Source organism: Pseudomonas sp. 18173 (assembly GCF_050432945.1).
Taxonomy (GTDB): Bacteria; Pseudomonadota; Gammaproteobacteria; order Pseudomonadales; family Pseudomonadaceae; genus Aquipseudomonas.
Genome location: NZ_JBKFTN010000012.1, coordinates 54,592 through 67,308, shown reverse-complemented (window position 1 = coordinate 67,308; position 12,717 = coordinate 54,592). Strand labels below are relative to the sequence as shown.

The 12,717-nt window shown below is 60.5% G+C and carries 12 protein-coding genes; 4 read left to right on the top strand and 8 right to left on the bottom strand.

What is annotated here, in order from left to right; genetic code table 11:
- Nucleotides 1–45: 45 nt before the first annotated feature.
- Nucleotides 46–1,635, bottom strand: a complete 1,590-nt coding sequence (locus tag ACLD1X_RS15165) for a winged helix-turn-helix domain-containing tetratricopeptide repeat protein (RefSeq protein ID WP_429368936.1) — start codon at nt 1,633–1,635, stop codon at nt 46–48.
- Between the two features lie 258 nt (nt 1,636–1,893).
- Between ACLD1X_RS15165 and ACLD1X_RS15160 the strand changes: the two genes are divergently transcribed.
- From ACLD1X_RS15160 to ACLD1X_RS15145, 4 genes are all read left to right on the top strand, one after another.
- A complete protein-coding gene (locus ACLD1X_RS15160; RefSeq protein ID WP_429368934.1) occupies nt 1,894–2,646 on the top strand; it encodes an SDR family oxidoreductase in 753 nt (250 codons plus the stop codon).
- Nucleotides 2,647–2,689: 43 nt separating this feature from the next.
- On the top strand, nt 2,690–3,103 hold the full coding sequence (locus ACLD1X_RS15155) for a cupin domain-containing protein (protein ID WP_429368932.1): 414 nt from the start codon (nt 2,690–2,692) through the stop codon (nt 3,101–3,103).
- 97 nt (nt 3,104–3,200) lie between these two features.
- Nucleotides 3,201–4,292, top strand: coding sequence for an HlyD family secretion protein (locus ACLD1X_RS15150; protein ID WP_429368930.1), 1,092 nt, complete (start codon nt 3,201–3,203; stop codon nt 4,290–4,292).
- Nucleotides 4,289–5,857, top strand: coding sequence for a DHA2 family efflux MFS transporter permease subunit (locus tag ACLD1X_RS15145; protein ID WP_429368928.1), 1,569 nt, complete (start codon nt 4,289–4,291; stop codon nt 5,855–5,857). Before ACLD1X_RS15150 ends, ACLD1X_RS15145 begins: the two co-directional genes overlap by 4 nt.
- A 69-nt stretch (nt 5,858–5,926) precedes the next feature.
- Here the strand turns inward: ACLD1X_RS15145 and ACLD1X_RS15140 are convergent, their stop codons facing one another.
- From ACLD1X_RS15140 to ACLD1X_RS15110, 7 genes are all read right to left on the bottom strand, one after another.
- Nucleotides 5,927–6,289: a hypothetical protein gene (locus tag ACLD1X_RS15140; RefSeq protein WP_429368926.1), complete on the bottom strand. Its 363-nt coding sequence runs from the start codon at nt 6,287–6,289 to the stop codon at nt 5,927–5,929.
- A gap of 252 nt (nt 6,290–6,541) precedes the next feature.
- Nucleotides 6,542–7,279, bottom strand: a complete 738-nt coding sequence (locus tag ACLD1X_RS15135) for a hypothetical protein (protein ID WP_429368924.1) — start codon at nt 7,277–7,279, stop codon at nt 6,542–6,544.
- A gap of 408 nt (nt 7,280–7,687) precedes the next feature.
- Nucleotides 7,688–8,380 carry an RES family NAD+ phosphorylase gene (locus ACLD1X_RS15130; protein ID WP_429368922.1) on the bottom strand — a complete coding sequence of 231 codons (693 nt, stop codon included), beginning with the start codon at nt 8,378–8,380 and terminating at the stop codon, nt 7,688–7,690.
- Nucleotides 8,374–8,778, bottom strand: coding sequence for a hypothetical protein (locus ACLD1X_RS15125; protein ID WP_429368920.1), 405 nt, complete (start codon nt 8,776–8,778; stop codon nt 8,374–8,376). The genes ACLD1X_RS15130 and ACLD1X_RS15125 overlap by 7 nt, the downstream gene beginning before the upstream one ends.
- Nucleotides 8,779–8,925: 147 nt before the next feature.
- The gene (locus ACLD1X_RS15120) at nt 8,926–10,512 is read right to left on the bottom strand and encodes an ArnT family glycosyltransferase (protein WP_429368918.1); all 1,587 of its coding nucleotides are present in this window, start codon (nt 10,510–10,512) and stop codon (nt 8,926–8,928) included.
- Nucleotides 10,513–10,707: 195 nt separating this feature from the next.
- Nucleotides 10,708–12,204 (bottom strand): methyl-accepting chemotaxis protein, encoded by a 1,497-nt coding sequence (locus ACLD1X_RS15115; protein WP_429368916.1) that lies wholly within the window; start codon nt 12,202–12,204, stop codon nt 10,708–10,710.
- A 296-nt stretch (nt 12,205–12,500) separates the two neighbouring features.
- On the bottom strand, nt 12,501–12,635 hold the full coding sequence (locus ACLD1X_RS15110) for a hypothetical protein (protein ID WP_008017234.1): 135 nt from the start codon (nt 12,633–12,635) through the stop codon (nt 12,501–12,503).
- Nucleotides 12,636–12,717: the final 82 nt, after the last annotated feature.

Sequence of the window (12,717 nt, the reverse complement as noted above, 5' to 3'; positions counted from 1 at the left end):
AAGCTCGCTCCTACAGGTACAGGTACAGGTACAGGTCAGGGGCCTTCACTCCGGTAGCCCGGCCAGGCGCAGCCCATCGACGAATCGGGCGAAGTCCTCGGGCCGTTGAATGGGCAGCCAGTCCTTGAGGGTGGACAGGCGCAATGAGGGATCCAGCGCTTGCAGGCGTTGCATCGCCCACCTCGCTTTATCCATACGCCCGTCGAGTGCATGACTGGCCGCCACCAGCGTCGCCGCGGGCAGCAGGCTGGGCAGGTTGCCCAGCGCCTTTTCCGCCCAGTCTGCAGCGACATCGAAGTGGCCGGCGAAGAAATGCGCGAGCGCCATCCCGACCTGCATCCTGAACATTTCCGGATCCAGCGGGCTCAAGCGAACGGCATGGTTCAAATGCTTGATGGCGGCGTCCGTTTCACCGTGCAGCGCCCGCAGGATACCGCCCAGAAACCAGGCGGGGGCGAGATTGGGATTGAGCAGGCGCGCCCTGTCGAGCAGTGCAATGCCGCCGTCGATTTCACCGGCGAGATGGCTCAGTGCATGTCCGCCGCGCGTCAACGCGACGGCATCATCGCGGCCCAGGGCCACCGCCAGGCGCGCCAGCCGTATGCCCTCGGCGATTTCTGCAGGCCGATCGATCATCCAGCCATTGATCTTGCGCCAGAAGTGGCACCAGGCGGCCATGCCATAGGCCGAGGCAAACTCCGCATCGAGTTCGATGGCCTTGTAGAACATCGGCAGCGCCTGCTCGATGGCTTCCCGGCCGCCGCTGTGCAGTTTTGCCGTGCCGCGCAGGTAATAGTCGTAGGCATCCAGGCTTTCCGTCGGCTTGCGCTTGGCGCGTTCGATTTCCGCCCGTTCCAGTTGTGGCGCGATCGCGCCGACGACGCTTTCGGCGATCTGGTCCTGCAGCTCGAAGATATCGTCGAGCGTGCCTTCGAAGCGTTCCGCCCAGATGTGCGTCCCGCTGGTCGCATCGATGAGTTGACCGGTAATGCGCACCTTGTTCCCGCACTTGCGCACGCTGCCTTCGAGCACGTAGCGAACGCCCAGTTCCTGGCCGACACCCTGGGCGTCCACCGCACGGCCCTTGTAGGTGAAGCTCGAATTGCGCGCGATGACGAACAGCCAGCGAATACGCGACAGGGCAGCGATGATGTCCTCCACGACGCCATCGGCGAAGTATTCCTGCTCCGGATCACCGCTCAGGTTCTGGAAGGGCAGGACAGTGATCGAGGGTTTTTCCGGCAGGACGAGCGTAGGGGAGGGGGTTTGTTCCGGGGCGGTGATCAGGCGTTCATCGATATCCGGCGGTAGCGCTTCCCCGGTCGTGTCGACCTGGATCCGGCCAACGAAGCGGTAGCCCTTGCGGGCGACGGTGCGCAGCAGGCGCTGCTCCTCACCGGTATCACCAATGGCCTTGCGTACCGCATTGATGTGGCTGGTGATTGTCGACTCCGAAACGATTCGCCCGCCCCATACCGCCTCGAGCAATTCGTCCTTGCTGACGACGCGATCGGGATTGTTGACGAACAGCAGCAACAGGTCGAAGACCTGCGGGCCGACGGCCACGACTTGTCCACGCAGGGTCAGCTCCCGGCGCTCCTGATCGAGTACGTAGTCTTCAAACGTGAATGGCAAGTTGAGTATCCCCTGGCGAAGCGCCCTCAACTCCGTGTCCCAGGCGGCTGGCGGTTGTAATTGTGGCAAATGATACGGCAGCCAGGCAGCCGCTGCACCGTCTGCGACAAGGGCGGCGGGACGAATATCATCGGCTTTGGACATAATTCCAAGCGCCCGCCAAGGTAAACCCAAGCCCGGGGCAAGGACTTGCCCGGTGCGCGCAGGCAATCTCTCTACACCGACGCAATGGTTGCAGTCGACAAGTGGAGAAAAGTCATGAAGATCGTCGTCATCGGAGGCTCCGGCCTCATCGGATCGAAACTTGTGAACACCCTCCGCGAGCGCGGCCATGACGCGCTCGCTGCCAGCCCCAGCACGGGCGTGAACAGCATCACCCGCGAAGGCCTGGCCGCCGCGATGGATGGTGCTGATGTGGTGGTCGATGTGGCGAACGCACCGTCGTGGGAGGACCAGGCCGTTCTCGATTTCTTTGAAACGTCGAGCCGTAACCTGCTGGCCGCCGAAGCCGCTGCCGGGGTTCGTCATCATGTTGCCCTGTCGATTGTCGGCAGCGAACGACTTCCCGACACCGGTTATTTCCGGGCCAAGGTCGCGCAGGAAGCCCTGATCAAGGCGTCGGGCATGCCTTACACCATTTTGCGTGCCACGCAGTTCTCCGAGTTTGCCGGCGGCATTGTCGAGTCGTTCGCCGTTGGCGAGGAAATTCATGCTTCGCCGGCGCTGATCCAGCCGATCGCGTCCGACGACGTGGTCGCGGCGCTGGCCGATGTCGTGCTGGCAGCGCCGGCCAATGGCACGGTTGAAGTCGGCGGCCCGGAAACCATGCCGATCGACGAACTGGCCAGGCGCTATCTGCGGGCGACCCGGGACAACCGCAAGGTCGTGCCGGACGTGCATGCACGCTACTTCGGTGCAGTGCTCAATGACCAATCGCTGGTCACCGGCAAGAACGCACGCCTGGGGGCAATTCGCTTCGACGACTGGCTGGCCCGGTCGACGGCGAAGTAACGGATCGCACCCTTGTATTTCCCACGAATCCAGGAGAAATCCCATGTTTACCCGATTGCTGATGGCCGCCGTCTTCGCAGTGCTCTCGATCAGCGCCGCCTCGGCCGCCGAGTCGCCCCCAGGCAAGGTGACGGTGGTGTTCGACCGTCCCATTCCCAACATCCCCGGCAAGAGCATGAGGGGCGTGGTCGTCGAATACGGACCGGGTGCCGCGTCACCGGCCCACACCCATCCGAAAACGGCCTTCATCTACGCAACGGTGCTGGAGGGCTCGTTTCGCATCCAGGTCAAAGGCCAGCCGGAAAAGATCTACAACGTCGGCGAAAACTTCGTAGAGGAGCCGGGCTCCGTGCACCTGGTCAGCGCCAACGCCAGCGACACCCTACCTGCACGCCTGTTGGCGGTGTTCGTCCTCGACACCGACGAAAAGGTCCTCGTGACACCGATCAAACAGTGAGCCGGTCAACGCGCTCATGAGGGCTCCACAGCCGGGCGGCAGATCACTGCCGCCCTATGGCTGCCGGAGTTCCAGGCACTGCACAGGAACTGAAAAAATGAACTCGCTCCAGGACAACGCGGCCATTGCCGCCAGCACCAGCACCCCGGGCGTCGTGGTACGACGTAGCCGGCGCAAGACCATCGGCCTGTTGCTGTGCGTCAGTGCCCTGGTGGTCGTGGCGGCCTGGGGGGCGATGGCGTTTTCAAGTGGCGTGACCTCGACCGACAACGCCTATGTCCGCGGAGACGTCACCTCGCTGGCCGCCAAGGTCGCCGGCTATGTCACGGCGCTGGAGGTCGAGGACAATCAGGCCGTGCACGCCGGTGATGTGCTGTTTCGTATCGATGACCGCGACTATCGCGCCAGACTCGCGCAAGCCGAGGCCAATGTCAGCGCTGCCCAGGCGCGCCTGACCCATGTCGATGCGCAAATCCAGCTTCAGCATGCGCTGATCCGGCAGGCCGAAGCGCAAAGACGCTCGGCCACCGCCGACATGAGCCTGGCGACCAAGACCCACGACCGCAGCCGCAAGTTGATCGTCAGCAACGCGGTCAGCCAGGCCCTGGTCGATGAAACCGGCACGGCGCAATCCAGAGCCGCCGCCTCGGTATCGGCCGCTTCGGCAACGGTCGAGGCGCAACAGCAAAACATCGCGGTGTTGGTGGCCGAGAGAGAGGCGGCCGTGGCAGCGGTGAGCCAGGCGCAGGCCGCCCGCGAGCTCGCCCGGATTGATCTCGAGCACACCGTGGTGCACGCGCCGGTGGATGGCGTGGTCGGCAACCGTCAGGTCCGCCTCGGCCGCTTTGTCACGCCGGGCGTATCCCTGCTCGATATCGTGCCGGTCAACGATGTGTGGGTCGTGGCGAACTTCAAGGAAACCCAGCTCGAACGGATTCGCCCCGGCCAGCCCGTGCGCGTCACGGTCGATGGCTACCCCAACGCAGCACTCGATGGTGTGGTCGACAGCTTCGCACCGGGCAGTGGCTCGGCATTCAGCCTGCTGCCGCCCGACAACGCCACCGGGAACTTTGTGCGTGTCGTGCAGCGCGTTCCGGTGAAGATCCGCCTGGCCGGCAACCCCCTGCCGGGGCGCATCGTGCCGGGGCTGTCGGCGCGGGTGGAGGTATCGCAAGGGGCCGGGTCATGAGCCGCGCCAGGCCGTCGACCGGCATCCTGCTCATCACGGGCATCGTGCTGGCGGCATTGACGGAAGCGATCGCCAGCACCGTGCTGGCTCTCGGCCGCAGCGACATCATCGGCGACACCTATGCCACGCCCGATGAGTTCGCCTGGCTGGATGTCGGCTACATCGCGCTCAAGCTGATCGGGTTCATGATCGCTCCTTGGCTGATGCAGCGGTTTACTGCTCGCAACGTGATCATCGGCGCCACCCTGGTCATGGGCCTGGCGTGCTGCGTGGCTGCCATCACCGCTCGGCTGGAGCTGCTGATCGCACTGCGCATCCTGCAAGGCTTTGCTGGCGGCGCGCTGCTGGTGGCGGGGCAGGCGATCATCTTTCGCGGCTATCCGCGTGCCCTTCAGCCGATCCTGCAGGCCCTGTTCGCCATGGCCGCGGTGGTCGCGTCGGCGACTCTCGCGCCAGCCCTGCAAGGGTGGTTGATCGACAGCCAGTCCTGGACCTGGATCTTCTTCAGCGTGGTGCCGCTGGCCCTGGCAGCGACCGGCCTCTTGCTCATCGCCGACCACCCCGTGTCCGCCCGGGTCCGGCAGCGTTCGTTCGACTGGCTCGGGGTCTCGCTGCTGACTGCGGCCCTGTTCTGCTTCACCTATGTGCTCAGCCAGGGCAATCGCTGGGACTGGTTCGAGGAACCGCGCATCCTGGTGTTGACGGTGATTGGTGCCGCCGCGCTCTTGGCCTTTCTCGGCCAACAGGTGTTGGCCAACGGCCAGGGGCTGCTCGACTTCAGCCTGTTCAGATCAAGCGATTTCACCTTTGCTTTTTGCGTCAGTTTCGTTGCCGGTGCCGCGCTGTTCGGCAGTGCGTACCTGATCCCGGCGTTCGCCCTGTCGGTACTTGTCTTCACACCGACAGATGCCGGTTTGCTCCTGTTGCCCAGTGGCGGTTTTTTTGTCGGCTCGCTGCTCATCGCTGCCTATCTGTTCAAGGTACGCCGCGTGCCGCCGGTGGCGACCGTGCCCTTGGGCATCCTGCTGATCATGGCGGCGATGTGGATGCTGTCCGGCTCCACCAGCGAAAGCGGCAGCGACGACATGATGGCGGCCATCCTGTTGCGCGGCCTGGGCCTGGGCTTCCTGTTTCTGTCGATCACGCTGATCGCTTTCACCCACCTCAACAGCCGCAACCTGGCCAGCGGCATCGGCCTGTTCAATACAGGGCGTCAGTTGGGGGGCTTGATGGGGGTCGCCGGGCTACAGACCTTGATTGACCATCAGGTGGTCAGCAATGGCGTGGTCCTGGGCGCCAACGTCAACCCGGGAGGGCACGTGCTTATCGAACGGCTTATGACTACAACCGCGATGCTGGCAGGGAAGGGCATGGATCAGGTGGCCGCTGGCCGGGCAGCTACCAGCCTGCTGGGCAAAGCGGTGTCAGGTCAGGCCACGGTGATTGCCTTCGATACGGCGTTCTTCGCCGTGGCCCTGCTGTTCATCTTTGCCGCGCCCATCCTGGTCGGCATCAAGATCGGCCTCTCGCGATACGCGAAAGTGCATGAGCAAGCGGCGAATTGATGACCCGCACGAAAAAGCCCGGCTGTTGAGGCCGGGCTTTTTGTTGAGTCCTGCGGTGAAACACTGCATTCAGACAGCGCGGCTTTCGATCAGGCGATCCGAACCGCCTTCGGCGACGCGGTTTTGCAGCAATTTGTCGGAACCGCCTTCGGCAACGCGGTTCTGCAGGAGCTTGTCGGAACCGCCTTCAGCGACGCGGTTCTGCAGCAGCTTATCGGAACCGCCTTCAGCAACACGTTTTTCCAGTAGGCGATCCGAACCACCTTCAGCCACACGATTCTCGATCAGGCGATCGGAACCACCCTCGGCTACACGGCTTTCAATCAGACGATCCGAGCCGCCTTCAGCGACCACAGGTTGAGCAGGGGCAGCGGCAAAAGCGTTAACTGCGAAAACCGAGAAAGCGATGCTGAGGAGGGTCTGGCGTTTCATGATCGTGTGCTCCGGGGTGCTTATGGGTTGGTATGGAGCAGATGTTACGCCGCAGATTTTTTAAGAGAACTTCATTGAATCAATGGTGACTATCGACGCAGTCAATGGGGGAGGAACAATTGAGAAAAATCTGTATCCAGTAGAGGATGAACCTGACTAACGAGTATCGTACTTTTCTAATCGAAAACTAATACGGCGCCTGCAAAGGCGCCGTATTGGTTTTAGCGTGTCGATTTTTTTCGAAGTCGAGCGTTACAACACCTTTAGAACTAGAGGCACAGAGTCGAAAATGTAATTTTCCGGATTGTCGCTAAGAGTGCCGACACGAACTTCTCCGCCTGCCTCAATAAATGCCAGTATCTCAGGTACTACGACCGTTATAGGGGAATCTTGCGGTGACCACCTTTCAAAATAAAGGATTCTGCCATCCCGACCGTAGCTCGTCCAATTGCAGGTGAGTGCCCAACCGGCAGTGATGTGAATGGTCAACCCATTGGGATAATCATGTTGCGAATTCAGGTTTCCATCTTTAGCTTCGGGAGCCGTTGGGGCGGGGATCACGGATCCCTCTATAATTGAGGATATGACGCGGGTAGATTCGGAATGCTGCGAGGAACCACCGGCAGCAGGGAGGACCTCATACGTGACCTGAAATCTTCCGAGAGAACCGATGTAATCGCACACAAAGCTCTTCGGTATTCTAAAGTCGACAAAAGATTCAGGATCGCTGACTTTCAGCTCGGTTGAGAATTTGTTCGCGGTTACAGTGTTTTGCCAGGTCAGCACTATGCGGTCGCCACGCGCCATGCCTGGATAGACCGCCAGTCGAGTAATTGCCCCCGACTCTTCGATCTCGCTTTCAAAAATAATGCCGGTAACTTCATGGCGATCCATCACCATTGGTGCAGGCAGGAGTTCGACGTTGCCCGTACGGGATCTATCGTTCTCAAGTCTGGCCTTGCGAATCATATCGTTTTGAAATTCAATCATGGCGGCAACTCCAAAGAGAAAGTTTGATAGCTTCAAGTCATCGCAAGTAATGGAGCAAGTCCACCCCTGCAGATGACAGGTCCATTTGGGGGTATTAATTGGGGGGTGACAACTGTCATAAATGACAGGTTACAGCGAAAAGTTGGTACCGTTTGTCGGGGGGCACCCTGTCTATTCTGAGATCGGTCTCTCGCGATACGCGAAAGTGCATGAGTAACCGGCGAATTGAAACCAGCACGAAAAAGCCCCGCTGTTGAGGCCAATGCTGTCCACTCAAACGAGAATGACCCCTCTCATTGTAGGAGCGAGCTTGCTCGCGATGGGCTCAAGAGCGCCGCGTTTAGCCAGTAAACACGCGTCATCGTTAACGACCATCGCGAGCAAGCTCGCTCCTACAGTGGGGGGCAATCAGGCCGCGCTGATCTGACTCACGCTGGTGATCTGCCCATTCCAGACCATCTCGTAATGCGCCGCCTGCACAATCGACGAAACCGCTCGTGGCGTCATCAATGCCCAGCAATGACTGCCCGGCATCCGCACCGAGTGATATCGCAAACCGGGACAACCGGCGTCGCGCACCGCCCGCCCCAGCACACGGGAATAGCTGTAGTCGTCCGGCGCATACACCGGGTCGCTCATCGGCAGGGCCGTAGCGTCCTTCATCCCGCCATCGCCAAACGCACAGGCCAACCCCCGAAACACAAAGCGCTCATAGTTCAGGCTCGGCACCTTCGACCAATACAGGGCCTGGTGATGCCGGACTTCGGCCAACGCTGCTTCCATCGAGTCCGCCAGGTACAGCACGCCAAAACTGCCGTCACTGAAACGCGAGCCCGCCGGATTCACATGGGTGAACGGCGCGATGGCGTAGGAGCAACCGGCAATCCCGAACGGAATCTCGCTGCGCGCAATCAACTCAAGCTGACCCACTTCATTCTTCAACCGCGGATTGGTCAGCGCCTGAATCTCGAACAACACTTCAAATTCATTCGCATCCGCCACGTCATCAAACAATGCAATGGGCGGAAACTTCGAATTGACCAGGCGATAAGCCTGCAGCGACTGGCCGGCAAACACCGCCAGTTCACTCACCATCACCATTGCGCCCCCCGCAACATGTCGATGCGGCGGAAGGTTTCATACAGCGAAATCATGTCGCCCTGGGCCATGATCTCCAGCGGCGAACGCCCGTTGAAGAACTCGTTGTCGTTGGCCATCGAGGCAAAGCCATACACGTTGTCCGGGTTGTCGAACACCAGCCGCAACGTTGCATGAATGTTCAGCACGAAACTGATGCGCTGCATCTGGTCCGCATCCAGCGCCACCGCCCAATCCGGGTCACGCTGACGAGCGCGGGTATAGGTGCTGCGGGAAATGCGCAGGATGCGACAGGCCTGATCGCCGGTGGCCTTCCACTTTTCCAGAATGCCCACGGCGGCGCGCAGGCCGGTGACGCATTGGTTTTTTGTGAAGGATTGAGCTTGGATGGGGACGGCCATGTTTGTGTGTCCTATCTGCATCTGTAGATTTAAATGTAGATAGATTGAATCTACAGATCAATGTCGGTGCGACCAGCGGGCTCGCGCGCATGAACAAAATGGGCGCCCCGCACGCGCCCGTTTTTATTGATAGCTCACTTCAATACATCATTGATCCAAAGCCTGCGTTACCGCTTGCCCAGCCACCGCCGTTTTCCCATGGGGAATAAACGCCGCGCTGCCATTTTCCTTTGAATGAAACAGCCGGGCGCCGTTGTTCGGCTTGGTCGTGATCAACTGATGGTCCGCCGTCAGATAATCCAGCGGCAATTGCTTGAGGTCCTTGTACTGCTCCACGATGATCGTGCGCTCGGGATTCCAGGTCTCGCCACTTTTCCTTTCCAGCCACGCCATCAGCGCAGCACTGTCGCCGGTTTGTGGAATGTCCGAATCAGGGAGCACGTAGTAGAACGGCGAGCCGTGATTTTGCAGGTACATGGGCAGCTTGTTGTCGACATCCACCAGCACCATGCGCCATTCGTTCCACGGCGCGGTCTTGATGGCTTCGGCGCGCACATCCCGGGTGAACTGCATGACGCCGCCACCACCGTTGGTCCAGGGATAGACAACGCCCAGTACCAGAAATAGAAACCCCGCCGCACCGGCGATGCCTTTGGTCCAGCCGGGGCCACTGACTTTACCGGCCGCCTCACGCGCGGCCATGCGCCGGGTGACCCACCAGGCCGCCAGCAGTTGCGCAAACGGCACCAGCGGCAACACGTAATAGCTGCGCCGGCTGCCACTGGCGGTAAAGAACAGGAACAACAAGCCGAGGCCCAGGATCAGCCAGCGAACGTTGGGTTCGGTGTGCTTCCAGCCGCGTACCGCCACCCACAGGCCGAGTATCCAGCAGGGTGCCCAGGGCAGGGTATAGACCGGCAGATACAGCAGATAGGTATAGATCGGGCCAATGTTGTCGAAGGGCTTGAAGAATCGAACCACGTTCTCCTGAAACACCAGGCCCAGCCCACTTGGCCCGAAAGTCGGCGTGCCATAACGGTGCGACAACAGGAACGGCAGCATGTAGACCACGCCGCCCACCAGCATCGCCAGGACCAGGCGTGGGTTGAGATGGTTTTTCCAGCGCCCCTCGCCAAGCACATGTGGCAACAGCATCAGCCCCGGCAGGATGAACCCGATCAAGCCCTTGAACAGCGAGGTCAGTGCCAGCATCAGGAAAAACACGCAGTACCGACTCAGCCGTGTGTCATCCGGGCCGCGCCAATACCACCAGACAGCCGCCAGCACTCCGCAAACCGTCAGCACGTCCGCCGTGGCGACCCGCGCCCAGAACACGAAAAAGAACGTCGTCGCCAGAAACCAGCCGGCGATCAGGCCAGTGCCCTTGCTATAAAGCCGTTCACCGATCAGGTAGACCAGCCACACACTCAACCACGCCGCCAGCACCGAAGACAGGCGCAGCGACCAGTGCCCGAGGCCACCCATCAAATGGGCCGTGGCCGTAATCAACCAATAGGACGGCAGCGGCTTGTCGTAATAGGGCATGCCCTTGAGGTAAGGGTCGAAATAGTCGCCGGTCTGCAACATCTGCAACGCGATATTCGCCCAGCGGGTTTCCGCCCCCCAAAGCTCCCTTGCACCCAATCCGAACAGCAAAAGAAGCGCGGATGCGCCAAGCAAGAGGATCAGCGCACCCCGGTCACTTTTCACAAACCTGACTAACGAGTTTTTCATTATTGTTTCGCACGTTGCGCTCACCGTGGCGACGGAGAAGCGGCTGGAGCAACAAGGCTATCGGGCGAAATGTGATGGGATTGTCAGTAGATTGCGAATAAACCATTAGCGCCGGTTCAGAGGAGGTCGCGACATCAACAGGCGCAAGGCCGTGATCTGCACGATGAACAATTGTTCATGCAAACCACGGCGCAATCACTGATGAAAGGTACGCCCCAACGCATCCAGCCGAGTCGCAATAGGTGGCAGGCGCCGACTGCTCGACGCCAGCGTCTGCACATCATTGGCCGTGTTCTGCGCAATGCTCTGCACCGACTGCAAGCGCCCGACGATCTCGAAACTCGCCGTGGATTGTTCGCGGGTGGTAGTGACAATCCGTCCGTTGAGCGCATCGATCTGCGAGATGTCGCTGCCCACCGCCTGCAACATCGCCGCCGCCAACTGGCTGTCTTCGACACAGCGCTCCACGCCTTCGCGACTGTCCTGCATGGCCTCCACGGCTTTGCGGCTGCCCTGCTGCAGGGCCTCGATGATGGTGCGGATTTCCTTGGTGGACACCGCCGTGCGCTGCGCCAGGCTGCGCACTTCATCGGCCACCACCGCAAAACCCCGGCCTTGCTCGCCAGCGCGGGCGGCTTCGATGGCCGCATTGAGCGCCAGCAAGTTGGTCTGCTCGGCAATGCTGCTGATCACCTCCAGCACCGTACCGATCTGCTGCGCCTGCCCGGCCAGTACCTGCACGGTTTCATTGGTGCCTTGCAGACGCGAGGCCAACTGAGTGATTTCCTGTTGCGCACGGTTCACGCTTTCCTGCCCGCGGGTGATCTGCACAGTGGCCTGGCCCGCATGCTCAACGGCATGCTCGACATGCACCACGATGTGCTCCATCGCATCGCCCATGCGCTGCATCGACCCGGTCATCTGTGCGATTTCCGTCAACTGATGCTGCGCGCCTTTCTCCAGCGTGTTGCTGGCCTTGGCCAGCTCCTGGCCCAGCTCACCCAGCCCCTGAGAGTCACGCACCACGCCGTCCACCAACGCGGTGATCTGCATCAGGAACTGATCGAAACGCTGGGCCAGCGACACATGCACTCGCGCCTTGTCACCCTGGCCGGCACCGACGGTGAACTGGGACGTAGTGGCGAGCATCTTGTCCAGCATGTCCTGGCTCTCCACCGCATCGGCCTGGCTGTGCACCGCCAGATAGAGCAGCGCGACGGTCTCCATCACCACATAAAAAGCGTGAACGAACACCATCGTCCAGCCCCCGTGATGGGCCATCACATATACCGCAAAACCCTGATGCTGCAGCACATGAAACACCACGTGATGCAGCGCAATCGTCACCGCAGCCACCAGGATCGGCAGCCAGTCCCGATAAAACGTCAGCACCGCCAACAACGCAAAAATCCCGAAGTGCGACTCAATGACCCCCTCGGCCTGATTGATATGCAGCGCGGCCATCACCATCAGGCCAACGCCCAGCAAACAGCGCATCCAGCGCGACCCGCCGATGGCGCGATACAACAGCGTCAACAGCAAACTGGTACCACCGCCCACCAGCAACGCCTGCATGAAGGTGTCGTGCCAGAACGCCAGGCCCACCGCGAAAGCGAACATCAACCAGATCAGGCCCAGCATGATGCGGTCGGCTTTGCGGTAGTGGTCGAGGAAACGAGGGGGGAAGGGCATGTACGCTTACTCCATGTAAATGAGCCAGGAAAACGCAGGGTCTATGGCAACACGGGACATCGCGAAGGCTTGGGTATGTTAAGGGGGTAGACGTTTTCAGCGTCAGGGATGCGAATCAGTGGGTGGCATGTTTGAGCTGTATTCAGGACACCGTGAGGAGCGTAGCCCTTGGCCATCATTCTTGGCAGGTACGACGTCGTTCGTGGAAAACAATGTCCGATATAGAGGCAAGTAATGCTGAATTGGCGGAGAGCACGACAGACTCCATTGCAAAGCCTGTCGTGCTCCCGAGGCCATTACGATTTCTTCGACGGATAGTTGCCGCGCAAGCCACCGGACTTGTTGCCGGTTTTGCTCGGCAGGTTCGGCACAAGCGGGCGGGACCTGGGTTGGGGGTTGGAGCGGCTTTGGGGTTGCGGTTGTTTGCTCATGGTTCGCCTCCTGAATTTTCAGGGATTCGCGAAGTGGGTTTCTGATGAAGTTTAGCTAATCGACTGTGGGCTGTGTTGCTAC